The sequence below is a fragment of the Sphingobacterium phlebotomi genome (assembly GCF_008180195.1).
GTDB classification, from domain to species: Bacteria; Bacteroidota; Bacteroidia; order Sphingobacteriales; family Sphingobacteriaceae; genus Sphingobacterium; species Sphingobacterium phlebotomi.
Map to the genome: position 1 here is coordinate 680,332 of NZ_VTAV01000001.1, position 26,768 is coordinate 707,099.

A 26,768-nucleotide genomic window follows, 5' to 3' on the forward strand; every position below is an offset into this window, starting at 1 on the left:
GGATGATGATGTTACATATTACTCGGGAATACTATAATAATTCATGTACCTTACAATACTATTTGCCCGTCGGTTAACATAAGCTGACGGGCGTTTAGCATCCCACTTTTGAGGGCTCGGCAGGATAGCGATAATCAATGCGGACTCTTTTCTAGTTAAGCTTTTAGCGGACTTGTGAAAATAGTAATGTGTCGCAGCTTCTGCTCCATATACGCCTTGTCCCATTTCGATGACATTCAGGTATACTTCTAAAATGCGCTTTTTGCTCCAAAAGGCTTCTATCAGCACCGTGAAATAAGCTTCCAGTCCTTTTCGTAACCAAGAACGCTGGGGCCACAGAAATACGTTTTTAGCAACTTGTTGACTAATGGTACTGCCTCCCCGTAACGATTTGCCAGTTTGATTCCTTTCGAAGGCTTTCCGAATAGCTTTTGTATCGAACCCGTTATGTGATATGAAATAGGCATCTTCGCCCGCAATGGCTGCACGCTTGAGGTTGTCCGATAAACCGTCATAATCGAGCCATTTCTTGTCTATTTTCCATTCTTTCCCGACAGCTTTTCGTTCAAAAGCCCTTTTGACCTGGAGATAGGTAAGAGGAGGATTAATGAAGGTCAGGAGCAACACCCAGGTAATGGTGATTCCAAAGAATCCGACAACAAGGCGTAATGTCCACTTTTTTATCAGGTTAAGCCATTTGTTGCGGTTTGTTTTTTTCTTTTTTATGCTGTTCTTTCTTTTCGATGTGCGCTTGATTGCCATTTTCGCCTGCAGGTTTGATAAGCAAAGCTAGAAGATTTTTTTCAAAATATCATTCACCTTGCCAAATCACATCATTTCTCTTATTTTTACGGTTCATTAAAAATCATAAAACCATTGGCACAGGCGAAGAAGCAAACACCTTTAATGCAGCAATATAATACAATTAAGGCGAAATATCCTGGTGCGTTATTGCTATTTCGAGTAGGCGATTTTTACGAAACTTTCGGAGAAGATGCTGTCAAGGCGGCTGGAATCTTAGGGATTGTATTGACCAAGCGGGGAAATGGAACAGAATCCGAAACGGCACTTGCCGGTTTCCCGCATCATTCTTTAGAAACCTATTTGCCCAAATTGGTGCGGGCAGGGCAACGCGTTGCTATCTGTGATCAATTGGAAGATCCCAAGCAAACTAAAACTATTGTCAAACGTGGCGTTACGGAACTTGTAACGCCAGGGGTTTCTTATAATGACAACATTGTCCAGCAGAAGACCAATAATTATTTGGCGTCGATTTTTAATGAAAGGGGACAATATGGGGTGGCTTTTCTGGATATATCTACCGGAGAATTTTTAGTAGCACAAGGAAGCGCGAACTATGTAGATAAACTTTTACAGGGATTTAAACCCACGGAAATTATTTTACCCAAAAAACAATATAAGGATTTTGTAGAGCAGTTTGGTAGCCAGTATTATACGTATACACTAGATGAATGGCCTTATACGGGGGATTATGCTACGGAAACTTTATTGAAGCACTTTGAAGTGAAATCCATGAAAGGATTCGGTATCGAACGGATGCCTTTGAGCATCTTATCTGCCGGTGTCGCCCTACATTATCTCAATGAAACAGAACACCGTAATCTTCAACATATATCGAATATTTCCCGGATAGAGGAGGATCACTACATGTGGTTGGACCGTTTCACTATACGTAATTTAGAACTTATCGGCTCCGCGAATGAAAATGCGGCGACGTTGGTCGATATACTCGATGAAACAGCTTCACCCATGGGTGCGAGGTTGTTAAAACGCTGGATGGTGATGCCGCTAAAGGACTTGAAGTCTATACATGAGCGACTGAACGTGGTGGAATATTTTTATAACAACCGAGAACTACGGGACGAGCTGATAAGGGAAATCAAGCAGATTGGCGATTTAGAACGTTTAATTTCTAAAATTGGTCTTCAAAAAGCGAATCCTCGCGAAATTATACAGTTGAAGCGGGCGTTATATGTTGTAGAAAAGCTGAAAGGTTTGACTAGTCAAGAAGCGTCCGAAGCATTACGGGTCATTTCAGAACAGTTGAATGTGTGCCAGATTATTCGGGATAAGATGGAACACATGCTACAGGCAGAACCTCCGGTAGCGCTTAATAAGGGCAATGTAATTGCAAATGGTGTGGACGAGGAATTGGATAAGTTACGTAAAGTAGCTTTTGGCGGAAAAGATTATCTGTTAGAAATTCAGCGTCGGGAATCGGAAGCGACAGGTATACCTTCCTTGAAAATTGCATTCAACAATGTTTTTGGCTATTATTTGGAGGTGACGAATACCCATAAGGATAAAGTACCGACATCGTGGGTTCGTAAGCAAACGCTGGTAAACGCCGAACGTTATATCACAGAAGAATTGAAGGAATACGAGGAACAGATATTGGGAGCGGAGGAAAAAATACAAGCTATTGAGAATCGTATTTACGCAGAACTTTTGCTCGATATTGCGGCTTATATCAAACCCATTCAATTAAATGCCCAATTAATAGCCAAGCTGGACGTTCTGTTGAACTTTGCACTGATCGCAGAGAAGAATTATTATATCAAACCGCAACTCAATGAGGGAAAAGTACTTGATATCAAGGGAGGGCGACATCCCGTTATTGAAAAGCATTTGCCTATAGGCGAAGATTATATCACAAATGACACGTTATTAGACCCGGAGATGCAACAGATCATTATCATCACAGGACCTAATATGGCGGGTAAATCGGCTTTGTTGCGTCAGACAGGTTTAATTGTGCTCATGGCTCAGATCGGTTGCTTCGTGCCTGCAAAAGAGGCGTCCATCGGTTTGGTAGACAAAATTTTTACACGGGTGGGGGCTTCGGATAATCTTTCTTCGGGAGAATCTACGTTCATGGTGGAAATGAATGAAACCGCCAGTATTATGAATAACCTATCCGACAGATCATTGATTTTATTGGACGAAATCGGACGGGGAACCAGTACTTATGATGGTATATCCATCGCTTGGGCTATTGCAGAATTCCTCCATAATCATTCTTTTGCGCGTGCCAAGACTTTGTTTGCAACGCATTATCATGAGCTTAATGAACTCACGAACTCCATGTCGCGTATCAAAAATTTTAATGTGACGGTCAAGGAGATGAACAGCAAGGTGATTTTCTTGCGAAAACTTGTTCCGGGCGGATCAGAGCATAGCTTCGGTATCCATGTGGCGAAATTAGCAGGAATGCCACCAAAATTAATTGGACGTGCCAATGAAATTTTGAAAAGGTTAGAGCAAGAACGTACTGGCGGCGAGCAGATTAAAGATAGTATGCGCAAAATGCAAAAGCAGGCTTATCAATTACAGATGTTTGCCATCGATGATCCTATTTTAGAGAAAATAAGGGATATGTTGAATAATCTGGATGTAAATACCTTGACTCCGGTGGAAGCATTGATGAAATTGGATGAGATACAGCGGTTGTTAAAGAATTGATTTTTTCTTTTTCTCCGCGAAAAAGAAACAAAAAGCTCGTCGCTTCGGATGTTTTACATTGTGGGTAGTACTAAGGATGAGTTTGTACAGTTGTAAAACATCCGGATGCGACCTTTTAGGGTTAAGGTGGGGTGGTGCAATCTTGTATAGTGTGTTATTTCTTCCAAAGGCCTGGATTTTTGCTTTCTAATCCTTGTATTAAAATCTGAAAAACAACTGTAAACTACCGTAATTTGGTTGGACGGACGTCAGGAGATTGCTGTCCCAGTTGTAGGGAACAAAATGGTAGGCGGCTTCGAGGCCTACATAGGTTTTTCCGGAGAGATGACGCATAGCGGACACGGCTAGGGTACTGCGCATGGTATTGATATAGAAGTAACGGACAGATTCTGTTTCGTAATAGTCATAACCGTCGTCGTAATAGCTTTCGTTGACTTCTGACAATCCGGTGGTGGCCAGTTCCCAGAATAATCCAGCTTTAGGAGCGATAATAAATTTATCATTGTCAAAAATCTTGTAGCCGATTGTGCCGCCAATACCGAGACTCGCGGTTGATCTGATGACTTCTACGTCATCGTACAACATATATTCTACCTCCTTGTCGTTTCGCGTATTGAAACGTACTTTTAATCCTGCTTCAAATAAGACAGGGTTGGAAAGTCTGGAAGAAAACAATACGCCTAATGTCGGACTTGTTTTAAATACAGGGTCAGAACCTGTTAAGGGAAACTCTGCACCTGCATAAACGCTCACACCATGACGGTATTTACCGTAATAGCCATCAGATGTGGGTTTTGGTTTGTTTTTACTACTCGGTTGCGGCGTCGTTTCACCATGCACCTGATAAAATTCATCAATATGATCAGCAAATAGCAACGTAATCTTTTCTTCTTGTTCGGTCAGGTTGTAAGATGGAGAGTTTAATAGTGCCAATGCTTTAATTTTGGTTAGCGAATCGATAGCGTGACGTAAAGGAACGTAATCAAAATCAGCCTTGTTGTTCTGGTAAATCTGTGCGTGTTTTTCTTCTACTGAATAATCCCACCGCATTACCAATATCTCTTGATAATTTTTTGCTAAATAATCAGCAATGATGTCTCCCGTTGTTTTTTTCTCTATCAGTATACGGAGAATACGAAGACGCAGTATAAACTCATTTTCGCCACACGTACTCTGGATCGTATTTAAGACGGGTTCTAGCCTTTCAAAATCATTTCTGCTAAAAATATCGACAAGTTTTTCCAAGGCTGCTTTCGTTACTTGCTCACAATCCTGCCATTTTGTATATGTTTCCTGTTCTTTCCCATAACCATAGATGGGAAGAGAGGCAAACTGTATAAACAGGAGAAATGTTAAAATTTTAGCCATGGCGTAATGAATCGCCAACCAAAGTACGGAAATTTCTTTATTTTTCTTTTTTTACCTCAAAAAAAGAAACAAAAAAATCGTCGCTTTGGATATTTGAGAGGAATTGTTCGTGCTAAGGGCGAGTTTATGCAGACCTCAAATATCCAGATGCGACCCTAAAGGTTAAGAAAGGGATTGTGCAATAATTGTATTGTCTTTCCCATGATCTCTTAATGCCACATGTAAAATTTTGAAATATGATGACTGCACTATCCCCCCATTCAAAATTTTAAAGTGGCGATTTTTGCGCTCCTTTTTCTAAAAAAGGAGCAAAGAAAAATTACCTTTGTAGTATGCGCTCCGTTTTTCGTTTTAAACAGTTTGAAGTAGATCAAGGCAATTGTGCTATGAAAATCAACACGGATGGTGTGTTGTTGGCTGGTTCAACTTATTTTCCACAAGCGAGGCGCATATTGGATGTAGGAACCGGTACAGGTGTTATCGCTCTTATGCTCGCACAACGTCATCCTTACGCCCATATCGATGCTGTCGAAATTGACGAGCATGCGTATCGACAAGCCAAAATCAATTTTCAAAATTCAGATTTTGCAGATCGTTTGCAAGTGTTTTGCGGATCGTTTGCTGATATGCAGCCACAGGAAAATTATGAACTTATTGTGTCGAATCCACCGTTTTATACGAATTCACTACATAATCCCGATGCACGAAAGCGTCTAGCAAAACATACGAACATGTTATTTTTCGAAAAACTATTGTCTTTTGTGTCGTACTACTTGACGGATAATGGACAATTTAAACTGATCATTCCGACCGCACTAGCAGACGAAGAAATTGCGCCGATCCTTTCTGACTATAAATTGCATGTACAAAGTGAAATAACGATATCCTCTTTTTCTGGGGGATTGCCAATCAGGAAAGTATGGGGAATTGGGAAGAAAGAACTGCCGTTAGAAATGCACGCTTTTGATATTTATGTAGAAAAAGGGATTTATTCCGCTCAATATAAAGAACTATTGGAACCTTATTTTTTAGCATTTTGAAATGACAAAGATTGGACTTTTATCGGACACCCATGGTTTTTTAGACGATGCTGTTTTCAACTATTTCGATCAATGTGATGAGATATGGCACGCAGGGGATTTCGGGTCTGTAACGATAGTGGACACATTAGCAGCTTTTAAACCTTTTAGGGGCGTGTGGGGTAATATTGATGGAAAGGATATACGTGCAGTATGTCCGGAACATCAACGTTTTTTTTGTGAAGAGGTGGATGTATGGATGACGCATATCGGAGGTTATCCCGGTCGATACGCGGTGCAGGTAAAACCTGAAATTGTTCTTCATCCGCCGAAACTTTTTATCTGTGGGCATTCCCATATCTTGAAGGTACAATATGATCCGAAACCAGGTTTATTGCACCTCAATCCCGGTGCTGCTGGTAAACAAGGGTGGCATAAGGTGCGTACGTTAATGCGTTTCGATATCAACGGGGATAAGATAGAGAACCTGGAAGTGATTGAATTGGGAATACGATAGGTGAGGTAGGATTATAGACTATCCCTGACCTCGATTAAGAACTTCTTTAAACGTTCCAACGAATCAATAACCCGCTGATTCTCTTTTACTTCATTTTTATTGGAGCGGATATAATCTCTTGCACCTTGTAGTGTGTAGCCTTTATCTTTTACGAGATTAAAGATAATTTTTAAGTTAGCAATGTCGTCTTGTGTGAACAGGCGATTCCCTTTTTTGTTCTTCTTGGGTTGTATAATATCAAACTCCCGCTCATAAAAACGTATCTGTGAAGCGTTAACACCGAACATGGCGGTCACTTCACCCATGGTATAGTATAGCTTATTTATTTCACGTTCTTTGTACGGCATATCTTCCAAGAATTTGTAACCTTAACAAATATATACAATCTACGGTTGGATTTCAAATTTCGTGCGTCTCCTCATCTGAATTGTTCGTATCCATAGATCCGAATAGCATATTCCACTTCACCCCAATGCTTGTAAGGAGTTAGGCGTTTTTCGGAAAAATTAATAAATTTGGGTATGCATATACTTACATGGACAATAGGTAGAGAGGAGGTCATTATCCTATCCATATTGGTGTTTATATTGATTTTTTTTGGAATTGTTTTTAGCCGTTTGTTGAAGAGGAAGTAATCCGTACCTTTGTTTAAGAATAGAAAATTTGAAACTATGAGTACACAAAAAGGTCCTATTTCTCAATTTTTGGAGAAAAACTACCTGCATTTTAATGCGGCTGCTTTGGTAGACGCGGCTAAGGGGTATGAGACGCATCTATTGGAAGGTGGAAAGATGTTAATCTCTTTGGGCGGTGCGATGAGCACAGCTGAATTAGGAATTTCATTGGCAGAAATGATTCGTCAAGATAAAGTCCATATCATTTCTTGTACCGGTGCCAACCTGGAAGAAGATGTGATGAATCTGGTGGCTCATTCACATTATAAACGTGTGCCAAATTACCGGGATTTGACGCCTGAACAAGAACGTGAATTGCTAGATCAGCACTATAACCGCGTAACCGATACCTGTATTCCGGAAGAAGAAGCTTTCCGCCGTTTGCAGAAACACTTGGAAGATGTTTGGCACGCAGCGGAGGAAAAAGGTGAACGCTATCTGCCTCATGAATTTCTCTACCAAGTGGTAAATTCGGGTGTGTTAGAGCAATACTACGAAATTGATCCTAAGAACTCCTGGATTGTTGCAGCGGCGGAGAAAAACCTACCTATCGTATGTCCGGGATGGGAAGATTCTACAACCGGAAATATCTTTGCTGCCAATGTCATTAAAGGTAACTTGAAGGCTAGTACGGTGAAGTCCGGTATTGAATATATGATATATTTAACCGAATGGTATCGTGCCAATTCCAGTGGGAAAGGTGTGGGGTTCTTCCAGATTGCAGGTGGTATATCAGGAGACTTCCCGATCTGTGTTGTACCCATGATGTATCAGGATTTGGAATGGGAAGACGTACCTTTTTGGTCTTACTTCTGCCAGATTTCGGATTCAACAACCTCGTATGGTTCGTATTCGGGCGCCGTTCCTAATGAGAAAATTACTTGGGGTAAGTTGGATATAGATACACCGAAGTTTGTAGTGGAGTCTGATGCTACTATCGTAGCACCGTTGATTTTCTCTTATATTTTAGGGCATTAATTTTTCTTTTCTCCCTATGTGTCATTTAAAAACAGATAATCCTGTTGCACTACAAGCACTCTTATCGGAAACTCTTTTTATTCCCAAGGATGAAGAGGAGAGCAAAGCTTCACTCATAAGAAATGTCGCAGATGGTGCAACAGGACGGGAGGAGGAGGAATTTATTTATCAAGGAGATAAAACTACGGGTGTATTATTTATCTTGCGTTATCCGGATTATCCTTATTTTTCACCACAGGCGGAGGAGGCATTTGTAAAAACTTTAGGTGCGCTCAGTCTGTCATTTGAAAATGTCGCGGTCGTCAACTTAGCCAATCCGCATAACCCCAATGATTTTAAACGAATCATGCAATTTTTTCAACCAACCAAAATTACGTTGCTTGGGGTAGAACCTATCTCGCTTAAACTTCCCGAAATAGCACATAACGCATATATGAAAGGACGAGTAGCAACGGTGTTTAATACCTTTAGCTTCGAGGAGATGTTCGCCGACGTGCAAAAGAAAAAGATGTTCTGGAATGAGTTTAAGACGTTTATTGGCATTTAAAAAAATGGAACTAATTTTTGCAACGAATAATGCGCACAAGCTTGAAGAGGTACAAGCCATCGTCGGAGATAAATTTAGTATAAAATCTTTAGCCGATATGGGTTGTTTTGATGACATTCCGGAAACGGGTGTGACCTTTGAGGAGAATGCGAAACAGAAAACGGATTATCTTGTCGATAAATACGGTTTAGATTGTTTTGGGGATGATTCCGGCTTGGAAATAGATGCTCTTAATAAAGAACCTGGTGTTTATTCCGCCCGCTATTCCGGCTCACGTGATATGGAAAAAAATATCGATTTGGTGTTAGCCAAGCTGGGAGATAATCTGGAGCGCACGGCACGTTTTCGAACAGTGATTTCGCTTTTCCTGAACGGGCAACAACATTTCTTTGAGGGTGTTATCGAAGGACATGTCATTCATGAACGACAGGGTTCCGGAGGTTTTGGTTACGATCCTATTTTTATACCAGAGGGGTACGACAAAACGTTTGCGGAAATGACTCTTGGAGAGAAAAATCAAATCAGCCATCGTGCTATTGCGGTAGGGAAATTAGCGGCGTTTTTGAAAGAAGATAATGTTGTTGATTAAGACTTAGTTATAGTGTTGTAAAATATATGAGACAACCACTTTTGGAGTGCCAGCAAGTTCGGTGATAGGGCGTTGGAATGTGCTCGACCCATTCGCAGAAGAGGATAGGGCGGGGTCTTCTTATAATTATGCCGTACCTCAAGAACCTGACGACGTACGAGTTCAAGCCGACGACATCCCTCATGTGTCTACCGATGCACCGATATGCGGCTTATCCGGGCATCAAGCAAGCATCGAGCTCCGTTTTACACCCCTTGTTGTCCCTCGACATCAGTATGAGCCCCCTCAGAACACGGTATCCGTACATCTACACGTTATACTCCACCCTCTTTGTAAACTAGCCGTCCCTCAATATATCTATCTCACACCTCAATAACATTTGGAGCAACGGCAATGCCGCATTTCCGTCCTTCGACACCCCTTTGATGCTCCTCAAGGTGGTCAAGAGGAACGGCATATAGACATAGAGGTCCCTCTACTTGGTTTTGAAGGACCTCAACAAAGCAAAGAGGTTCATCGTAAAGATAAAGACGTACGTCAACAAGCCAAAGAGGTCTGTCGTTAAGCCAAAGAGGTCTGTCGTCAGCGTAAAGAGGTTCCTCGTCAGTGTAGGGAAGTAGCTCGCCATGGTGCTTCCGTTCCGCAAAACGACGGGAATCTAATATTAATTTTTACTGAATTTCTCGATTGTCCGGTTGTTGTTCCTCTGCACCTGCTTCTTCTTCTTTTTCCGGTTGCGCTGCTTCTGGTTCAGGTTTCTTCGATTCGATTTCTGTTTCCTGCACCGCTACGGGAGGTACAGCTTCCTTTTCTTCTTCGGTTTGCTGAGAAGCTTCGTTTTCTGCTTCTGTTTCACTTTTCTCCGGTGGTGTTGGATCAGTCAATTTCTCTTCCTCATTATTATTTGAAGCTGGTGGAGTTCCCTCTTCTTCCGGTTCATCGGGTATTGCAGACGAATTTTCATCCGCCGTGCCTGCTGCAGGAGCTTCCGGTTTTTCTACCTCCCGCTTCCGGTTCATCATATCTTCTTTCGATTTGGGCCGGTCCTGCGGTCGCCAAACGAATCCAGGCAAGACCTCGTTTTCTTGCGTCACCTGCTTAAATGGATAAAGCTTTTGGTCTACTTTCCGTATCGTGATGTAGTCAATGATTTTTTTACCCTCCATTTTGATTTTGATACGCGCACCCCGATCGTGAAACATCTCGGTTATCCGATGGGTTTTATCGTTCGTGGCAAAGCTTAAATTCTCCGCATTTCCGTCTACATACATCCGATCAATAGAATTATTCGCAAAGAAAGCCGTAATCCTACGACCTTTAAGTTGATTAAACTTGATCGTATCTAGCACCGCGTTTACCATAAAGGCGTTGTTAATCAATAACGCGTTATCCATTCGCTGGTTCTGAATTTGCATATAGATGGTATCCGACGAAATTTGTGAGCCCTCCGCCCAAATCATGGGTCGGCCCATAAAGCGGAACATGGAATCTGCCATGCCGTAATAAACAGAATCAGCTACTGCTTGCAAATCAGATTTGAACATCCGGACATTGTAATACGCTTTGACAATACGTGTTCGAGCAGTGTCAAGATATGCCTGATTTGTGGTATCCTTGAATGTTGTGTCAGGTGATTGCGCCACGCTCAAGGCCTTATTGATGAGACTGTCTGCAGTTGCCTCTTCTGGAATCACCGCTTGTTGTCGTAATACCGAATCCTGTTGCATGCTTCTGGAGATGTCTGCCCTAGCCGCTTCTTTGACAACAGCTGTTCTTTTTGTAGAATCCATCGGAACCTTTTTGGTCTCCGCAAGCTTCTTTATTATTGGTTTTTCTTCTATTTTTTTAACCAGAGAAGTTTCTATGCTATCCCGTGTCACGCTATCAGCGTTGATACTATCCAATATCCCCTCTGTGGCGATACTATCCACGAGGATGCTATCCCGTGTCACACGATCGATAGGTATACTGTCCGTTATCCCGTCAACAGAAATACTGTCTATAGAAACATCATTCTCTCCCTGTTCGTAGTCGCCCTCGTCTCCGTAATCGACGTCGTCGTCGGTCTCAAGCTCCCCACCACTTCGGTCGAGCTTAAAGTCTAATGCTTCGTAATCGCGTAGCATAATCACGCGCGAATAGAGCGTATCGGCAGTCATATACACCGAGTCTACGTTAGCAGTATCTCGCGGAAGCGGTGCTTGTGTAGAATCTGTGTCTGTTAAAATTTCTTTATCTGCCGGTATGTCGTCTTCTTCTTGAATGATCTCTTCTTGCGATGTTTCACCTTTTCTCGCTTTTGCTTTTTTCGAATCGGTTTCAACGGAATCTATGGGCGTGATAGCGACACTGTCTGGGGGTGTAGAACTGGTAGAATCATTTTCGACAACCATGGTGATCAGCGGTTTATCTGTCATGGTAATAGACTCATCTGCTTGATTATATAAACCGTAGCCGCCATGGGCATAGAATTTATCCAAGGTGTCGACAAATACGACGTTTCGATAGGCTTTTCCCACGCCTGTAGCTCTATCGTAGTAAAGACTGTCGCCCTTTAAAAAACGGGTTCCTTCGGTATACAAATTGTTTTTTGAAAAATTGGCGACACCTGTTTCGGTATTATAATTGCCTTTTTCGGTATATAGATTCTCTCCGCTATTTCCTTTGATGTTGGTTGGTCCAAAGAAATAGGTCATGCGTTGATTTGAATTGTAACGCATGGTGTCGGTGTAAATCTTTACATCGGGTGTGCGCACCACAACTTGATTTCGAAAATAGGCATCTTGTGTATTTTCAAAGTAATAGGCGTTTCGCGAAGTAATCGTATCTCCTTTGGAGATAATTCTTCCTCCTCCGGTGTAGTTACCTATTTTGTCGCGCATCTTATAAATTAGATGATTCGTGGTCAAAACGGAATTGGCGTCTACCATGCGGACATTATTCGTTAATGTAGCAATCTGTGGGGCAGCATCATAATGCAGACGGTCGGAATAGATAATTGTTCCGGATGGCTGCGTGATAACGACATTGCCAAATGCTTCAAAGAACTGCCGGCCTACCTCGTCCTCATAGATAATGCCGCTATCTGCGGACAATGTATTTCCTTTGTGCGCATAAACGGGTTGAATACTGCTGAACCCTTGTTGGTCGATAATGGTACTGTACCTCGAAGATATAAGACGTAGCTCTTCCTGGGCAAACAAAGATGTGAGCCACACGAGGTTTAAAATAAGGGCAAAACAGTATTTCACGGAGGCAAAAATAGTTAATTAAATAGCAAAATTTTGTTAAAGGATAAATTTTACTGGCAAATACGTCAGACGGGAATAATGTCTTAACTTTGACATATGGATTTGGTTCACCGTTTTCAAAGATACATGCAAGAAACACTGGATATTCGTATGGATGATAAAGTGCTGCTAGCGGTTAGTGGTGGACGTGATTCGATGTTGATGACTCACCTGTTTTTAGCTACGGGCTACTCCTGTGTGATCGCCCATTGTAATTTTCATTTGCGGGAGGTGGATGCGGACTTGGATGAACAACTGGTAAGAGAATTCGCAGCACAATATAAAGTGCCTTTTTTTGTCCGACATTTCCAGACCAACGATTACGCCGAACAATATAGTATATCCACCCAAATGGCGGCACGTGAGTTGCGTTATGCTTGGTTTGAGGAACTACGTACACAACAAGATGCGCAATGGATTAGTGTCGCGCAACATCAAGACGATCATATCGAAACGGTGTTGCTTAATCTGACAAGAGGAACGGGCTTGCAAGGTCTGCAGGGCATTCTTCCCAAAAGAGGAAAAATAATCAGACCCTTACTGTTTTTGTCATCGGAAGAAATTACGGCCTGTGTACAAGAATGGCAGATTCCGTTTCGGGATGATCAATCTAATTTTTCTACAAAATACGCACGAAATAAAGTACGTCTGGAAATTATCCCTAAGTTTAGGGAAATTACTTCGGAATTCGACGATATCATGTGTGAGAATATTGCTCATTTTCAAGAAGCGTACGATTTGCTCCAATCATTTGTTTTGCCTATCCGAGAAGAGCTTTTTGTTCCAGAGAGGGGCTTGATCCACATCAAGAAATCAAAATTGGAAACCTATTTTCATCGACTTCCCTTATTATTTGAACTGTTTAAACCGTATGGTTTTTCGAAAAATGTGTTGGCCGATTTGCAAATGCATTGGAATGGCGAACCGGGTAAACTTTTTCGCTCGCCACAATATGAGTTGCTGTTGGATAGGGATGATATCTGGCTGAAAGCGCAAGAAGAAGAACAACAACCTTGTGGAGCTATCGAAATACAAGCGGACACCTCGGTTTTTTCTTTTGTAGATAAGCTATTCGAAGTCGCAATAGAAGAAGATACATTAATACAACGATCAGAAAATGTGCTACAGGTAGATTTTGAAAAGTTACAGTTTCCATTGACGTTACGTTTTTGGGAAGAGCGTGATTATTTTTATCCGATAGGAATGGGCGGTAAACGTAAAAAGGTAAGTGACTATTTTATCCAGCAGAAAATAGGACGGTATAAGAAGAAGACGATTCCTATTTTAATCAACGGCAATGGTGATATTGTATGGATTGTTGACTATCGTGCAGATAATCGGTATAGGATAACGAAAAGTACAAAAAAAGTCTTTACTTTAGTTTGTAAATAAACGCTATGAACGAACATTATCTTTTTCAGGAAAAGCAATATTTAGGACGGGACGCTACGTGGATTAGCGTACGGATGATTTTGGCTTTATTTTGTTTTGTAGCTTTTTATTTAAATATAGAAAATATGCCTTCCAGGCAATTGTTCTTCATCGTTGGAACAGGTGTTATTATCGTCTCCGTCATCATGATTTACATGGTGCATTATAAAACGACAGTAGAAGGTAAGTTTTTGATTCTAAGTGGGCTGTGGTCGTCTAAGCTAGTTAAAATAGACCTGTATAATATCGTAAAGGTAGAGTTAAAACCATATAGTTCGTTTATATTCAATAATCCGGTTTATAATTTGCATAAAGGAGGAAAAATCCGTTTTTATTCTGGTGGAAAAGATGCGGTATGGTTGACAGATAAAGAGGGATTGATATACATAATAGGTTCACACAAAGCGGAAGAGCTGGCTCGTGCCGTTATGGAAGCAAAACGGAAGCTGAATACTTAAATTTTGTTAAGGATTTTGATGCTGACATTCTGTTGACGGATAGAAAAGAATAAAATTACTATTTTTGATAAAAACGTTGAGCGTATGGAATTTCTTAAGATTATCGCTATATTTTTTCTCGTCTTTTATGGATTAAAATATTTGTTTCGTCTGTTAATGCCTTTTGCGTTACGTAAAATGACGGAACGTCTTATGAATAAAGCACAGCAGCAACAATCCACAGGGGGAGGGCGTAGGACATATTATTATACTACAGGAGGAAATCCTTTTGATCAATTTAAGCAGCAAACCCCACCAAAGCAAGAGGGAGAGGTGCGTGTAGACTATGTGCCGGATGAAGAGGCTAAAGCAAAAAAAGGAACGCAGACTGCAGGAGAGTTTATTGATTTCGAAGAGATTAAATAATCTGTAGAGGGCAAAGAAATATATAACGAATAGGTGGGCCAATAGCGGATGTGGTTAAAACAACTTTCTGTTTTCAATTTTAAGAACTATACCGAATCCTCTTTGGAGTTTTTACCCCAAATCAACGCGTTTGCAGGTGCTAATGGGGCAGGGAAAACCAACTTACTTGATGCTATCCACTATCTAGCTTTATGCAAGTCTTATTTTAATCCGATAGATTCGCAACATATCAAAAAAGGTTTTGATTGGTTTATGGTGCAAGGTGAGTTTGATCGTGACGAGATTCCGGATATTATTTCTTGCAACTTAAAGAGAAGTCAGAAAAAGCAGTTTAAGCGTAATAAAAAGGATTACCAACGTCTAGCAGACCATATCGGTTTATTTCCGTTGGTCATGATATCTCCTAATGACACGGTTATTGTGACGGAAGGAAGTGAAGAACGACGTAAATTCATGGACAATGTTATCTCCCAAACCAATAATCATTATTTGGACATTCTTATCCAATACAATAAAATTCTTTTGCAACGCAATATGTTGCTTAAACAGATAAAGGAGAAAGGCGTATTGGATCTCGGGTTATTGGAGGTTTTGAATCTCCAGCTGACCGAAGCGGGGGAGCGGATATTCGAAAGAAGAAAACAGTTTATGGACGAATTCCTTCCGGAATTTGAACGATACTATGCCTTCTTAACGGAAGGAGCGGAGAAAGTTTCGTTGGTTTACGAATCTCCATTGATGGGAACAGATTTCGGGACGTTGTTAAGGGATAGTTTGGAGAAAGATCGTGTATTGGAGCGAACTTCGCAAGGGATTCACAAAGATGACCTGTTGTTTACGATCCACGATGACATGGCATTGAAGAAATTCGGTTCTCAGGGGCAGCAGAAATCTTTTTTAATAGCATTGAAGTTAGCACAATACAGCTTCCTTAGAAACAAGAAAAAATATAAACCATTGCTGTTGTTGGATGATATTTTTGACAAATTGGACGAAAGCCGAACGAAAAAACTGATGCAACTCGTTTCCGAGGACGAATTCGGACAGATTTTTATTACGGATACAGACGCGGAAAGAATAAAGGATATTTTCGATGAAATAGCGCAACCAATTCGTATTTTTGAAGTGAAAGGGGGCACTATAGATGTATAAGAAGAAATTGGATGAAATTCCGACGAAAGATGATGTAGGCATTAAGGAGGTTATCGAGAAATGGATTGAGACCTATCGTCTGCGCTCCAAGTACGATGAATCGTCAATAGTCAATGCTTGGCCCGATATTATTGGGAAAGCTATTGCTAATCGCACGCAGCGGATCTATATTCGCGATAAAAAATTGTTTGTTAAAGTAGAATCAGCCGTTATCAAAAATGAGTTGGCGATGATGCGCCGTCAGATTATTGGTCGGGTGAATGAATATGTGGGGCATGTGGTAGTAGAAGAGTTCGTAATCCTATAAATATTCTTCGAGATCGCCCTTTCCTTCTCTTAGGACTTCAAAATCTCCCGATGTTACATCGACAATCGTAGAGGCGACATTACCCCCATAACCACCGTCGATAACCAAATCAACAAGGTCTTGATATTTTTCATATATTAACTCAGGGTCAGTAGAGTATTCAATTATATCGTCTTCATCTCGGATGGAAGAAGTAACAATCGGATTACCTAGCTCTTTCACTATTTCCCGAACAATATGGTTATCAGGTACACGGATACCTACGGTTTTCTTTTTCGTGCTTAATAGTTTGGGAACTTGGCTGCTTGCATTAAAAATAAACGTAAAAGGACCTGGTAATGCTTTTTTCAATACACGAAACACAACAGTATCAAAAGGCTTGGTGTATTGCGAGATGTCGGTCAAGTCATAGCATATAAAAGATAGGTTGGACTTTTCCGGTTTGAGACCTCTTATTTTGCATACACGTTCGATAGCTTTCTGATTCGTGATATCACAGCCAATACCATACACCGTATCGGTAGGATAGATAATGACACCGCCTTTTTTAAGGATATCTACTGCCTGTTCGATAAATTTCGGGTTCGGATTTTCTTCGTATATTCTTAAAAGCATTTGATAAAATAAATAAGAAGCTATAAAAATAAAACCGCTGAAAGTTAAAAAAGTTCAGCGGTTTTACCCTTTTATTAAAATTCTGCGTTTTTGGGTGTCCTTGGAAATGGAATGACATCCCGTATGTTGGTCATCCCAGTTACAAATAATACCAGACGTTCAAATCCTACTCCGAAACCGGAATGTGGAGCGGAACCAAAACGACGTGTGTCTAAAAACCAATCCATTTCTTCTTCCGGAATACCAACTTCTGCCATACGTGTGAGCAGTTTGTCAAGGTTTTCCTCCCGCTGTGAGCCACCGACCATTTCACCGATTCCTGGAAACAGGATATCCATGGCACGTACCGTATGGCGACCTAACGCATCAGGCTCATTCTGTTTCATGTAAAATGATTTGATTTCGCGCGGATAATCCGTAAGAATCACCGGTTTTTTGTAATGTTTTTCTACCAAATAGCGCTCATGTTCCGATTGTAAATCCGCTCCCCATTCTTCAATAAGATAGTTAAATTGTTTCTTCTGATTAGGTTTGCTTCGTTTTAGAATTTCAATAGCTTCTGTATAGGTAACACGTTCAAAATCGTTTTCGATAACGAAGTTCAATTTTTCCATCAAGCTCATTTCAGACCGTTGGTTCTGCGGTTTTGATTTCTCTTCTTCCAATAGCCGGTTATTCAGTAGCTCGATTTCTTCCGGACAGGTGTCTAGCGCATATTTGATGACGTATTTCAGCAAGTCCTCCGCTAAATCCATATTATCGTCTAGCACATAAAATGCCATTTCCGGTTCGATCATCCAAAACTCGGCTAAGTGCCGCGTCGTATTAGAGTTTTCCGCCCGGAAAGTAGGGCCGAACGTATAAATGTTACCCAATGCCATCGCCGCAAGCTCCCCTTCCAATTGACCTGATACCGTCAAGTTTGTTGGTTTACCGAAAAAATCTTCTTTAAAGTCTATTTCGCCTGATTCGGTGCGGGGAGGATTGCTTAAATCCAAGGTCGTGACCTGGAACATTTCTCCGGCACCCTCCGCATCAGAGCCCGTAATAATGGGGGTATGCATATACACGAAATCTTGCTCGTTAAAGAATTTATGTACAGCAAATGCTAGGGCGTTACGTACTTTAAATATTGCATTGAACGTACCGGTACGAAAACGTAAATGTGCTATTTCCCGTAGGAACTCTAAACTGTGCTTTTTGGGTTGTAATGGATATTTTTCGGGATCTGAATCCCCTAGGATCGTCAGTTCATTCACTTTAATTTCTACGCGCTGCCCTTTTCCTAATGACTCCACCAATTGTCCTTTTACGCGCACGGCAGCACCCGTTGTTACTCTTTTCAATAAGGCCTCATCTGTATTTTCAAAATCTACAACTGCCTGTATATTGTTGATAGATGAGCCGTCATTGATCGCAATGAATTGGTTGTTCCGGAAAGTCCTGACCCAACCTTTTACAATGACTTCTTTACCAAATTCTTCTGATTTTAATAACTCTTTTATACGTGTGTGTTCCATTTTAATAATAGTATTATTATACTCTCCTTTTTTCTTGATAAAAAAGGAGACAAAAAATCAAGACTGAATATGGTTCTGCTATTTTTCTTTGTCTATTCCTAAACAAAATAAAACTCGCTACGCTCAAACATTATTTTGTTTTTAACGGAACAGCCGGCAGAAAAATGGCCGCAGAACAATATAAGGTCATTATAGCCCGCGTCATCACTTACCTTACTGGTCGCATTTATTTACGCCATACACACGGCCAGTTTGTCTTTCAGCACGCAATGCACTATCTCTCCCTTAACCTCTAATGTCGCATCCGGATGTTTGAGGTCTGTAGAAACTCATTCTTAGTACCACCTCTTCTCTCAAATATCCGAAGCGACGATTTTTTTTGCTTCTTTTTTTGAGGTAAAAAAAGAAGATAAATAATTTTTTACAAAAAAACCGGTTTTCAAAAAGGAAACCGGTTTTTTGAAGCAATACTGCTTATTATCCTTTCAGTACTTTCGTTACCAACTCGGCCGCTTCTTTTAATAGGATAGCAGAGTAAACCTGTAAACCGGAATCATCGATTAATTTCTTTGCTTCCGCCGCGTTTGTCCCTTGAAGGCGAACAATGATGGGTACTGGAATATTTCCGATTTCTTGATATGCATCAATTACACCTTGTGCTACTCGATCACAACGAACGATACCACCGAAAATGTTAATTAAGATAGCTTTTACATTTGGATCTTTTAAGATAATATTGAAACCAGCTTTTACAGTCTCCGCATTCGCAGTACCACCTACGTCTAAGAAGTTCGCTGGTTCGCCACCTGCAAGTTTAATAATGTCCATAGTAGCCATCGCTAAACCAGCACCATTTACCATACAACCTACGTTACCATCCAATTTCACATAGTTCAAGTTGGATTCTCCTGCTTCTACCTCGGTAGGATCTTCTTCTGCTAAGTCACGTAATGCGGCATAATCCGCGTGACGGTATAGCGCGTTCTCGTCAAAATTGACCTTAGCATCTACCGCCAAGATTTTATCATCAGAGGTTTTTAATACCGGATTGATTTCAAACAACGCTGCGTCAATAGAATCGTAAGCCTTATACAAAGCAGCGATAAATTTTACCATATCTTTGTGTGCAGCACCGGAAAGACCCAGGTTGAAAGCAATTTTACGTGCCTGGAAGCCTTGCAAACCCGCTTTAGGGTCGATTTCTTCTTTAAAAATTAAATGAGGAGTTTTTTCCGCAACCTCTTCAATATCCATACCTCCCTCGGTGGAGTACATGATGATGTTGCGTCCTTTTGCACGGTCTAATAAAACCGAAACATAAAACTCTTTGACTTCACTCTCTCCAGGATAGTATACATCCTGTGCAATCAAAACTTTGTTTACTTTTTTTCCTTCCGGACCGGTTTGTGGAGTCACCAATTGCATCCCGATAATGTCGGTTGCACGTTGCAATACCTCGTCGTGGTTTTTCGCCAATTTCACGCCACCGCCTTTACCACGGCCGCCGGCATGGATTTGTGCTTTTACAACCACCCAGTCTGAGTTAAAATCTTGTTTTAATGTCTGTGCAGCCTCAACAGCCTGCTCGGGAGTTTCTGCAAGGATTCCTTCTTGAACTCTTACGCCAAAACTTTTAAGTATTTCTTTTGCTTGATATTCGTGAATGTTCATCTTAAAAAATTTGTCGTAAAATTATGATTTTTAAATGGAAAGGGCAAGTAATCTTTTCTTCCTTTTTTTCTTACCTTCGCATTATGATATTGGAAGCAAACCAGATATATAAATCTTTCGGTCAGCTACCGATTTTGCGTGGTGTAGACCTATCCGTAAAAAAAGGTGAAATTGTTTCGATCGTTGGTGCATCGGGTGCCGGAAAAAGTACCTTGTTACATATTATCGGCACGTTGGACAGACCGGATAGTGGACGGATTGTCATTAATGGTATTGACGTAAATGAGCTGAGTGAAAAAAAGATGAGCTTATTCCGTAATAAACATATTGGTTTTGTTTTCCAGTTTCATCATCTACTGCCGGAATTTACAGCGCTTGAAAATGTTTGTATCCCAGCCTTTATTAGCAATGTTGGAAAAAAAGAGGCAGAAATACGTGGTATGGAGCTTTTAGAACGATTGGGGGTACAACATCGCGCCCAACACAAACCATCTGAGATGTCGGGAGGGGAGCAGCAAAGGGTATCGGTAGCGCGTGCATTAATCAACCAACCGGCGTTAATTTTAGCGGATGAGCCATCCGGTAATCTTGATTCGGAGAATGCTGCTTCTTTGCACCAGCTGTTTTTTGAACTACGCGCCTCCCTTGGGCAGACCTTTATCATTGTCACGCACAATGAGGAGCTGGCTAATATCTCCGATCGGACGGTTCACATGTGCGACGGACAGATTCTTTGAAATAAATGATGGATACTATTTTAATCACATACGGTACACAGCCTTTTGCTCAGCGTATCGGTAGACTGTTGTCTTCGTGTTACAAGGTCGCTTACGCCAGTTCGGAACCATTTCCGGATATATTGTTAAAGCAGAACTATCATCGGATCCCGACAGGAGCGAACCCTACGTTTGCGCATGAGATATTAAAGTTATGTTTGGATAAAGGATATCAGATAATACTCCCTTTAGGTAAAATGGAAGGACAGCCATTAAATGAGGCCCGTGTATTATTGGAAGAGTACGGGATAGCAGTCTTATTGCCCCATGATCTGGAGGATTGCTTTGTTATCGAGAATCCATCGGGCGCTGTTCATGTGCTGAAATCTGGAAAAGATATGCTGACAGGTGAACAGCTATGTGATAGTCCTTTTTCAGGGGTAGGAATGATGTCTGATTCAGACGAAGAGCCGATACTGTGTTTGGTTTAAATGATGAATAACGAAGCTTTTTCTTTTGATAAGTCGGTTTATGTCTTTGAAATCGATGATGTATTATATCCTAAACGGGATTACTTATTGCAGGTATATTATTTGTTTTCCAATTTCGTAGAATATACGGAAGGAAGATCCTTGGCAACGGAGATTTTGGGTTTTATGAAGGAAACTTTCGAGGCGGTAGGGGAGCACGCAGTGCTACCAAAGACCATTGTGCACTTTGAATTGACTGAAGGATATCTTGAGAATTTTGAAAGATTAAAAGCTAATGCCCATTTGCCTTTGAAGCTTATTTTGAAAGACGATATTAAAACATTATTGTTATCTTTATTCGAGAAGGGGAAAAATGTGGGGATACTAACTGACGGTAATCCCGTAAAACAATTGAATAAATTGAAGCACATCGACTGGCAAGAATTATCCAGATTTTTACCATTGTTAAAGGTGTTTTTTATACGCGAATTGGAGTTCCGTAATATTAATCCTATTGATTATCTTGTAGGGGAGTATCATGTACCGGCAGATGAGATTCAAATTATTGCTGGAAATGAATCAGGATTTTGATAGATTGTTTTACTAATAAATACATGGGTATGAAGAAAAAACCTGCAACGATAAAGGAAATTGCACGGAGATTGAAAATATCACCTTCCACTGTTTCGCGTGCACTCAACGACCATCCGAGTATTGGTTTAGTGACTACTATGCGGGTTAAGAAGATGGCTGAAGAACTGAATTATGAGCCTAATCAGACGGCTATATTTTTCAAGCAGCGTCGAACGTTCACCATTGGTGTTATTCTTCCTAGCCTCTCCGAGCCTTTCTTTTCCTCCGCCATTAGCGAAATAGAAAAGGTGGCAAGTGAGCATGATTATACTGTGCTGATGGGACAATCGCATGATGATGCGGAGCGTGAACTAAAAATTCTCCAAACATTTAAGAAGCATCGGGTAGATGGCATTTTGATATCATTAGGCAAAAATACGGAAGATTTGGGTTTTGTCGAGATGTTAAATGATGCGGAGATTCCTATTGTTTTTTTTGATTGCGTGCCAAGAATTGATGATGTTAATAAAGTATACAGTGATCTTTCTACCGGTATGCGTGAAGCCATTCAATCATTTGCTTCTATAGGACATAAGAATATTGCACTGATTAACGGCCCGGAAAATTTACTAGCTTCGCAGGAGCGGGCGGCCGCTTATAGAAAAGCTTTGAATAGTGAAAATCTGGAGTACAACGAACGTTATGAAGTTCATACCGATTTAACAGAACAAGGTAATATCGAAGCGATAGACAAGCTATTGGCATTGTCGGAACGTCCATCGGCTATTGTGTCGTTTAACGATTTTGTCACGTTGGATGTCATAAAATACGTACGTCAGAAGGGATTGGTGCAAAAGAAAGATGTTTTCTTTATCAGCTATGCAAATTATCCGCTGTGGAAATATATGGAAAACCCGCCCATGGGAAGTATAGAACAGTATCCGGATCAACAGGCACGTAAAGCCGCGGAAATCCTGTTTAAACATATCGGGGCGGATGATGATGAACAGCAGCCGGAAACAGTGGTTTTCGAATCGAAGTTGGTACTAAAATAAAAAAGCGAGGCACGTGCCTCGCTTTTTTATTTCTATAAATGAATGACCTCATCATAAGCTGCAGCTGCAGCTTCCATGATGGCTTCACTCATGGTAGGGTGTGGATGAACGGCCTTAATCATTTCGTGTCCTGTGGTCTCCAGCTTTCTGGCAACCACGATTTCTGCGATCATCTCCGTCACATTAGCTCCAATCATATGCGCTCCAAGAAGCTCACCATATTTTGCATCAAAAATCAATTTGACAAATCCATCTTTTGCACCTGCAGCCGAAGCTTTACCAGAGGCTGAGAACGGGAATTTGCCTACTTTAAGATCATATCCAGCTTCTTTAGCCGCTTTTTCCGTATAACCGACAGAAGCAACTTCTGGTGAGCAGTATGTACAACCTGGGATATTATTGTAATCAATAGGGTCAACATGGAGACCTTTGATTTTCTCAACACAAGTTATCCCTTCTGCGGAAGCAACGTGTGCTAAGGCTTGACCTTTTACAATATCGCCGATGGCGTAGACACCATCAACGTTCGTTTTATAGAAGTCGTCCACTATCACACGGCCTTTATCCGTTTTTACACCAACTTCTTCTAAACCTAAATTTTCGATATTTGGCGTGATACCTACGGCAGAAAGAACAACTTCAGCTTCAATTGTTTCCGTACCTTTTGCTGTTTTAATAGAAACTTTTGATAGTTCACCTTTGGTATCTACCGATTGTACCTCCGATTTGATCATGATATCGATACCCGCTTTTTTCAGTGATTTTTCCAATTGTTTGGAAACCTCTTCATCTTCAACAGGAACAATTCTATCCATGAATTCTACGATTGTTACTTTTGTACCGATCGCATTGTAGAAATAAGCAAACTCTACTCCGATAGCTCCCGAACCAACTACCACAAGTGATTTGGGTTGTTTAGGAAGGTTCATCGCTTGACGGTAGCCAATAATTTTCTTACCGTCTTGAGGTAAGTTAGGTAATTCGCGTGAGCGGGCACCTGTCGCTAATATCGTATGTTTAGCTGTATATTCTTTGGTTGAACCATCAGCACCTTTTACCTCTACCTTACCGCCTTTTTTTATTTTCGCAGCACCCATGATGACATCAATTTTGTTCTTTTTCATCAAGAACTGAATACCTTTACTCATGCCATCCGCCACACCGCGACTTCTCTTCACAATGGCAGAAAAGTCTGCTTCGCCACCTTGAACTTTGATTCCGTATTCTTCGGCATGGTTCAAGTATTCGAATACCTGTGCACTTTTCAGTAGCGCTTTGGTCGGGATACAGCCCCAGTTTAAACAGATACCACCTAATGCTTCACGTTCTACAATGGCTGTTTTAAAGCCTAATTGAGATGCGCGGATAGCAGCAACATATCCTCCTGGACCACTACCGATTACTATGATGTCGTAATTCATATGTAATTAATTTATTTTTAAAGGTCATATGGAATACCCCGATTATTTTTATTTGTGTTTTTGCAATCTTGGGTATTTCATAATGTGTATTATTTTTAAGCGTATGCATGGTACATGGGATATTCCCGGTACGCATATAATTTAAATATTTTGTAGTAAAAGACCTTGTACGCATAGCGAACGTTCCAAAAATACATATTTTTTTTCGGTATTAAACAACCGTTTTTGTGTTTCACGAAAGGATAATGAGAGACCATTTAACTGTCATGTCAGACTTTAGTCAATAGATAATTAAAATACCCTGCTATTGGACTTTAGACCGTAAGTTTGCAAAAACTTTTAATCGATCATTATGCTACGGATTTTTCAGCAAATTGCATTGTGGGAGGCCATTTCCACTGTTGTTCTTTTTTTTGTCGCTATGCCCTTAAAATATCTGGCAGATATACCAGAGGCTGTTCGTATTGCTGGCTCTATCCACGGTTTCCTGGTGGTACTATTTGTTGTTCTACTGATTATGTGCTGGAGCGAATATAAATGGCCCTTTAGCCGTGTAATAAAATATTTTTTGGCATCCTTGATACCCATTGTATCCTTCTGGGTAGAGCGTGATGTAAAGAAACAAATAGCTTCCGCTCGATAGCAACTACTCGCCGTTTCTTTCTATCCCCATATAGGCATATGTAATTTCTGTTTTATGATGTGGGGCCGGGTTACCATCTTCATCTAAATTCACAAATACTAATTTGTCAATAGATAGGATGGTTTTACGGGTGATTTTATTCCTTACTTCACAGCGCATGGTGAGGGAGGTACGTCCAAACTGGACAGCTTCAATCCCCATTTCGATAATATCACCCTGTTGCGCGGAGCTTACAAAATTGATTTCCGAGATGTATTTGGTTACTACCTTTGGGTTTCCGAGTTGCACAATGGCATAGATAACGGCCTCTTCGTCAATCCATCGTAATAGTGTTCCGCCAAATAAAGAGCCGTTTGGGTTTAAATCCTCCGGCTTTATCCATTTTCGCGTATAGAAATTCATAATGTTAATATTAATTAAAAAAGGCAAGATAATCTATCTTGCCTTTTATTCTTTAAGCGTGAATTGCTCTGTTTGCGGTAGCTGCTAACGCCGCCTCTTTTATGGCCTCCGTAAATGTTGGATGCGCATGGCATATCCTACCGATATCTTCGGCCGATGCTCGGTATTCCATTGCTACAACAGCTTCTGCGATCATATCAGCCGCACGTGGGCCAATCATGTGTACGCCCAATACTTCATCAGTTTCGGCGTCTGCTAAAACTTTAATGAAACCGTCCGTATCTCCAGACGCTTTAGCTCGACCGGATGCTTTAAAAGAAAACGAACCAGCCTTATATTTTACACCTGCTTCCTTCAGCTGTTCTTCTGTTTTTCCTACAGAAGCCACCTCAGGCCAAGTGTATACCACACCAGGTATAAGGTTGTAGTCGATATGTGGTTTTTGACCTACAATATGTTCTGCTACATAGATTCCTTCATCTTCTGCTTTGTGGGCAAGCATGGCACCTTTAATCGCGTCGCCGATCGCATAGACACCTTCCACCGATGTTTCTAAATGCTCATTAACGGGTATTTTGTTTCCTCGCTCTTCGGTTTTGATACCGATATTCTCCAGTCCAAGTCCCTCCGTATAGGCAGTTCTTCCGACAGCAACAATACAATAGTCACCCTCTAAGGAAATAGTCTCGCCTTTTGGATTTTCCGCAGTCACCGTTACTTTTTTACCTTTTGCATTAGCGCCGGTAACTTTATGTCCTAAGAAAAATTCCATTCCTAGATTTTTCTTTAACACGCGTTGCAGCTCCTTCCCTAAGCCACCATCCATGGTGCCGATGATGGATTTAGCAAATTCAACAACCGATACCTTTGCGCCAAGACGTGCATATACAGAACCCAATTCTAACCCAATAACACCCCCGCCAATCACAATAAGATGTTTCGGAACTTCTTGAAGGTTTAATGCTTCCGTAGAAGTGATGATCCGTTTTTTGTCAATCGGTAAAAAAGGAAGTGCCGTAGGTTTTGAACCGGTGGCAATAATCACGTTTTTTGCTTTTAGTTCCTCTGTGCTACCGTCTTTTTTGGTGACTTTGATCGTGTTTTTATCGACAAAGGACCCTACACCCTCATAGGTGTCTATTTTGTTTTTCTTGAAAAGAAACGTAATACCAGCCGTATTTTGGGAAATAACCTCATTTTTACGCTCCATCATCTTTTTCACATCGATCTTAAGGTTACTTAAACCGATGCCGTGGGATTCAAAATTGTGCGCCGCATTGTGGTAATGCTCTGAGCTATCCAATAATGCTTTGGAAGGGATACAGCCTACATTTAGACAGGTTCCTCCAAAAGTGCTATATTTTTCGATTACAGCCGTTTTTAATCCAAGCTGGGCACAACGAATAGCACCTACATATCCACCGGGGCCGCTTCCTATAACGATTACGTCGTATTGCATAAAAA

27 protein-coding genes are annotated in these 26,768 nt (G+C 41.0%); 17 read left to right on the forward strand and 10 right to left on the reverse strand.

Going from position 1 to position 26,768, the window contains the following annotated elements:
• Positions 1-18 precede the first annotated feature (18 nt).
• Positions 19-762 carry a monofunctional biosynthetic peptidoglycan transglycosylase gene (gene mtgA, locus FXV77_RS02435; protein ID WP_148917621.1) on the reverse strand — a complete coding sequence of 248 codons (744 nt, stop codon included), beginning with the start codon at positions 760-762 and terminating at the stop codon, positions 19-21.
• A gap of 144 nt (positions 763-906) precedes the next feature.
• Between mtgA and mutS the strand changes: the two genes are divergently transcribed.
• A complete protein-coding gene (mutS, locus tag FXV77_RS02440) occupies positions 907-3,483 on the forward strand; it encodes a DNA mismatch repair protein MutS (protein WP_187443981.1) in 2,577 nt (858 codons plus the stop codon).
• A 198-nt stretch (positions 3,484-3,681) separates the two neighbouring features.
• On the opposite strand, the gene FXV77_RS02445 is transcribed toward mutS, so the two are convergent.
• On the reverse strand, positions 3,682-4,851 hold the full coding sequence (locus tag FXV77_RS02445; RefSeq protein WP_148917623.1) for a hypothetical protein: 1,170 nt from the start codon (positions 4,849-4,851) through the stop codon (positions 3,682-3,684).
• A gap of 386 nt (positions 4,852-5,237) precedes the next feature.
• Here FXV77_RS02445 and FXV77_RS02450 point away from each other — a divergent pair, with 386 nt between their 5' ends.
• Both FXV77_RS02450 and FXV77_RS02455 read left to right on the forward strand, forming a co-directional pair.
• On the forward strand, positions 5,238-5,891 hold the full coding sequence (locus FXV77_RS02450; RefSeq protein ID WP_187443982.1) for a tRNA1(Val) (adenine(37)-N6)-methyltransferase: 654 nt from the start codon (positions 5,238-5,240) through the stop codon (positions 5,889-5,891).
• Position 5,892: 1 nt separating this feature from the next.
• On the forward strand, positions 5,893-6,387 hold the full coding sequence (locus FXV77_RS02455; protein WP_148917625.1) for a metallophosphoesterase family protein: 495 nt from the start codon (positions 5,893-5,895) through the stop codon (positions 6,385-6,387).
• Between the two features lie 11 nt (positions 6,388-6,398).
• Here the strand turns inward: FXV77_RS02455 and FXV77_RS02460 are convergent, their stop codons facing one another.
• Positions 6,399-6,734: a MerR family transcriptional regulator gene (locus FXV77_RS02460; RefSeq protein ID WP_148917626.1), complete on the reverse strand. Its 336-nt coding sequence runs from the start codon at positions 6,732-6,734 to the stop codon at positions 6,399-6,401.
• Between the two features lie 324 nt (positions 6,735-7,058).
• On the opposite strand from FXV77_RS02460, the gene FXV77_RS02465 reads away from it, so the two are divergent.
• The 4 genes from FXV77_RS02465 to FXV77_RS02480 are packed head-to-tail and all read left to right on the forward strand — an operon-like array spanning position 7,059 to position 9,551.
• Entirely contained in the window at positions 7,059-8,039 is a 981-nt protein-coding gene (locus FXV77_RS02465) for a deoxyhypusine synthase family protein (RefSeq protein WP_148917627.1), read from the forward strand.
• A gap of 16 nt (positions 8,040-8,055) precedes the next feature.
• Positions 8,056-8,586, forward strand: coding sequence for a hypothetical protein (locus FXV77_RS02470; RefSeq protein ID WP_148917628.1), 531 nt, complete (start codon positions 8,056-8,058; stop codon positions 8,584-8,586).
• 4 nt (positions 8,587-8,590) lie between these two features.
• Positions 8,591-9,175, forward strand: a complete 585-nt coding sequence (rdgB, locus tag FXV77_RS02475) for an RdgB/HAM1 family non-canonical purine NTP pyrophosphatase (protein ID WP_148917629.1) — start codon at positions 8,591-8,593, stop codon at positions 9,173-9,175.
• A gap of 46 nt (positions 9,176-9,221) precedes the next feature.
• Positions 9,222-9,551: a hypothetical protein gene (locus tag FXV77_RS02480; protein ID WP_148917630.1), complete on the forward strand. Its 330-nt coding sequence runs from the start codon at positions 9,222-9,224 to the stop codon at positions 9,549-9,551.
• A gap of 295 nt (positions 9,552-9,846) precedes the next feature.
• Here the strand turns inward: FXV77_RS02480 and FXV77_RS02485 are convergent, their stop codons facing one another.
• Positions 9,847-12,426, reverse strand: coding sequence for an OstA-like protein (locus FXV77_RS02485; RefSeq protein WP_246162175.1), 2,580 nt, complete (start codon positions 12,424-12,426; stop codon positions 9,847-9,849).
• Positions 12,427-12,552: 126 nt separating this feature from the next.
• Here FXV77_RS02485 and tilS point away from each other — a divergent pair, with 126 nt between their 5' ends.
• The 5 genes from tilS to FXV77_RS02510 all read left to right on the forward strand — a co-directional run bounded on the left by tilS (position 12,553) and on the right by FXV77_RS02510 (position 16,218).
• On the forward strand, positions 12,553-13,857 hold the full coding sequence (gene tilS / locus FXV77_RS02490) for a tRNA lysidine(34) synthetase TilS (RefSeq protein WP_246162178.1): 1,305 nt from the start codon (positions 12,553-12,555) through the stop codon (positions 13,855-13,857).
• Positions 13,858-13,862: 5 nt separating this feature from the next.
• A complete protein-coding gene (locus FXV77_RS02495) occupies positions 13,863-14,354 on the forward strand; it encodes a hypothetical protein (protein WP_148917632.1) in 492 nt (163 codons plus the stop codon).
• 84 nt (positions 14,355-14,438) lie between these two features.
• The gene (locus FXV77_RS02500) at positions 14,439-14,759 is read left to right on the forward strand and encodes a DUF4834 family protein (RefSeq protein WP_148917633.1); all 321 of its coding nucleotides are present in this window, start codon (positions 14,439-14,441) and stop codon (positions 14,757-14,759) included.
• Between the two features lie 48 nt (positions 14,760-14,807).
• Complete coding sequence (gene recF / locus FXV77_RS02505) at positions 14,808-15,911, forward strand: DNA replication/repair protein RecF (protein WP_148917634.1); 1,104 nt, start codon at positions 14,808-14,810, stop codon at positions 15,909-15,911.
• Positions 15,904-16,218, forward strand: coding sequence for a DUF721 domain-containing protein (locus tag FXV77_RS02510; RefSeq protein ID WP_148917635.1), 315 nt, complete (start codon positions 15,904-15,906; stop codon positions 16,216-16,218). Before recF ends, FXV77_RS02510 begins: the two co-directional genes overlap by 8 nt.
• Here FXV77_RS02510 and FXV77_RS02515 read toward each other — a convergent pair.
• The 3 genes from FXV77_RS02515 to sucC form a co-directional block, all read right to left on the reverse strand.
• Entirely contained in the window at positions 16,213-16,833 is a 621-nt protein-coding gene (locus FXV77_RS02515) for an L-threonylcarbamoyladenylate synthase (RefSeq protein WP_148917636.1), read from the reverse strand. The two genes, FXV77_RS02510 and FXV77_RS02515, sit on opposite strands and share 6 nt — an antisense overlap.
• Before the next feature lie 74 nt (positions 16,834-16,907).
• Positions 16,908-18,353: an asparagine--tRNA ligase gene (gene asnS / locus FXV77_RS02520; protein WP_187443983.1), complete on the reverse strand. Its 1,446-nt coding sequence runs from the start codon at positions 18,351-18,353 to the stop codon at positions 16,908-16,910.
• A gap of 477 nt (positions 18,354-18,830) precedes the next feature.
• Positions 18,831-20,024, reverse strand: a complete 1,194-nt coding sequence (sucC, locus tag FXV77_RS02525) for an ADP-forming succinate--CoA ligase subunit beta (RefSeq protein ID WP_148917638.1) — start codon at positions 20,022-20,024, stop codon at positions 18,831-18,833.
• 83 nt (positions 20,025-20,107) lie between these two features.
• Between sucC and FXV77_RS02530 the strand changes: the two genes are divergently transcribed.
• From FXV77_RS02530 to FXV77_RS02545, 4 genes are read left to right on the forward strand one after another with little or no spacing between them, the layout of a single operon-like run.
• A complete protein-coding gene (locus FXV77_RS02530) occupies positions 20,108-20,761 on the forward strand; it encodes an ABC transporter ATP-binding protein (protein ID WP_148917639.1) in 654 nt (217 codons plus the stop codon).
• A gap of 5 nt (positions 20,762-20,766) precedes the next feature.
• A complete protein-coding gene (locus tag FXV77_RS02535; RefSeq protein ID WP_148917640.1) occupies positions 20,767-21,231 on the forward strand; it encodes a hypothetical protein in 465 nt (154 codons plus the stop codon).
• The gene (locus FXV77_RS02540) at positions 21,232-21,801 is read left to right on the forward strand and encodes an HAD family hydrolase (protein ID WP_148917641.1); all 570 of its coding nucleotides are present in this window, start codon (positions 21,232-21,234) and stop codon (positions 21,799-21,801) included.
• Positions 21,802-21,830: 29 nt separating this feature from the next.
• Positions 21,831-22,838, forward strand: a complete 1,008-nt coding sequence (locus FXV77_RS02545; RefSeq protein WP_246162181.1) for a LacI family DNA-binding transcriptional regulator — start codon at positions 21,831-21,833, stop codon at positions 22,836-22,838.
• A 32-nt stretch (positions 22,839-22,870) separates the two neighbouring features.
• Here FXV77_RS02545 and lpdA (FXV77_RS02550) read toward each other — a convergent pair whose 3' ends face one another.
• Complete coding sequence (gene lpdA, locus FXV77_RS02550; protein ID WP_148917643.1) at positions 22,871-24,259, reverse strand: dihydrolipoyl dehydrogenase; 1,389 nt, start codon at positions 24,257-24,259, stop codon at positions 22,871-22,873.
• Between the two features lie 352 nt (positions 24,260-24,611).
• On the opposite strand from lpdA (FXV77_RS02550), the gene FXV77_RS02555 reads away from it, so the two are divergent.
• Positions 24,612-24,902 carry a DUF3817 domain-containing protein gene (locus FXV77_RS02555; protein WP_148917644.1) on the forward strand — a complete coding sequence of 97 codons (291 nt, stop codon included), beginning with the start codon at positions 24,612-24,614 and terminating at the stop codon, positions 24,900-24,902.
• A gap of 3 nt (positions 24,903-24,905) precedes the next feature.
• Here FXV77_RS02555 and FXV77_RS02560 read toward each other — a convergent pair whose 3' ends face one another.
• On the reverse strand, positions 24,906-25,304 hold the full coding sequence (locus FXV77_RS02560; RefSeq protein WP_148917645.1) for an acyl-CoA thioesterase: 399 nt from the start codon (positions 25,302-25,304) through the stop codon (positions 24,906-24,908).
• A 52-nt stretch (positions 25,305-25,356) separates the two neighbouring features.
• Positions 25,357-26,763: a dihydrolipoyl dehydrogenase gene (gene lpdA, locus FXV77_RS02565; RefSeq protein WP_148917646.1), complete on the reverse strand. Its 1,407-nt coding sequence runs from the start codon at positions 26,761-26,763 to the stop codon at positions 25,357-25,359.
• Positions 26,764-26,768 lie beyond the last annotated feature (5 nt).

Bases quoted from the DNA above. Each gene is read 5' to 3' on its own strand.
- FXV77_RS02500 (WP_148917633.1), top strand. From the start codon at position 14,439: ATGGAATTTCTTAAGATTATCGCTATATTTTTTCTCGTCTTTTATGGA.
- FXV77_RS02455 (WP_148917625.1), top strand. From the start codon at position 5,893: ATGACAAAGATTGGACTTTTATCGGACACCCATGGTTTTTTAGACGAT.
- lpdA (WP_148917643.1), bottom strand. From the start codon at position 24,259: ATGAATTACGACATCATAGTAATCGGTAGTGGTCCAGGAGGATATGTT.
- mutS (WP_187443981.1), top strand. From the start codon at position 907: ATGCAGCAATATAATACAATTAAGGCGAAATATCCTGGTGCGTTATTG.
- FXV77_RS02535 (WP_148917640.1), top strand. From the start codon at position 20,767: ATGATGGATACTATTTTAATCACATACGGTACACAGCCTTTTGCTCAG.
- FXV77_RS02530 (WP_148917639.1), top strand. From the start codon at position 20,108: ATGATATTGGAAGCAAACCAGATATATAAATCTTTCGGTCAGCTACCG.
- recF (WP_148917634.1), top strand. From the start codon at position 14,808: ATGTGGTTAAAACAACTTTCTGTTTTCAATTTTAAGAACTATACCGAA.
- FXV77_RS02445 (WP_148917623.1), bottom strand. From the start codon at position 4,851: ATGGCTAAAATTTTAACATTTCTCCTGTTTATACAGTTTGCCTCTCTT.
- tilS (WP_246162178.1), top strand. From the start codon at position 12,553: ATGCAAGAAACACTGGATATTCGTATGGATGATAAAGTGCTGCTAGCG.
- FXV77_RS02545 (WP_246162181.1), top strand. From the start codon at position 21,831: ATGAAGAAAAAACCTGCAACGATAAAGGAAATTGCACGGAGATTGAAA.
- lpdA (WP_148917646.1), bottom strand. From the start codon at position 26,763: ATGCAATACGACGTAATCGTTATAGGAAGCGGCCCCGGTGGATATGTA.
- FXV77_RS02450 (WP_187443982.1), top strand. From the start codon at position 5,238: ATGAAAATCAACACGGATGGTGTGTTGTTGGCTGGTTCAACTTATTTT.
- FXV77_RS02510 (WP_148917635.1), top strand. From the start codon at position 15,904: ATGTATAAGAAGAAATTGGATGAAATTCCGACGAAAGATGATGTAGGC.
- rdgB (WP_148917629.1), top strand. From the start codon at position 8,591: ATGGAACTAATTTTTGCAACGAATAATGCGCACAAGCTTGAAGAGGTA.
- FXV77_RS02555 (WP_148917644.1), top strand. From the start codon at position 24,612: ATGCTACGGATTTTTCAGCAAATTGCATTGTGGGAGGCCATTTCCACT.
- FXV77_RS02470 (WP_148917628.1), top strand. From the start codon at position 8,056: ATGTGTCATTTAAAAACAGATAATCCTGTTGCACTACAAGCACTCTTA.
- FXV77_RS02465 (WP_148917627.1), top strand. From the start codon at position 7,059: ATGAGTACACAAAAAGGTCCTATTTCTCAATTTTTGGAGAAAAACTAC.
- FXV77_RS02495 (WP_148917632.1), top strand. From the start codon at position 13,863: ATGAACGAACATTATCTTTTTCAGGAAAAGCAATATTTAGGACGGGAC.
- FXV77_RS02560 (WP_148917645.1), bottom strand. From the start codon at position 25,304: ATGAATTTCTATACGCGAAAATGGATAAAGCCGGAGGATTTAAACCCA.
- asnS (WP_187443983.1), bottom strand. From the start codon at position 18,353: ATGGAACACACACGTATAAAAGAGTTATTAAAATCAGAAGAATTTGGT.
- sucC (WP_148917638.1), bottom strand. From the start codon at position 20,024: ATGAACATTCACGAATATCAAGCAAAAGAAATACTTAAAAGTTTTGGC.
- mtgA (WP_148917621.1), bottom strand. From the start codon at position 762: ATGGCAATCAAGCGCACATCGAAAAGAAAGAACAGCATAAAAAAGAAA.
- FXV77_RS02460 (WP_148917626.1), bottom strand. From the start codon at position 6,734: ATGCCGTACAAAGAACGTGAAATAAATAAGCTATACTATACCATGGGT.
- FXV77_RS02540 (WP_148917641.1), top strand. From the start codon at position 21,232: ATGATGAATAACGAAGCTTTTTCTTTTGATAAGTCGGTTTATGTCTTT.
- FXV77_RS02515 (WP_148917636.1), bottom strand. From the start codon at position 16,833: ATGCTTTTAAGAATATACGAAGAAAATCCGAACCCGAAATTTATCGAA.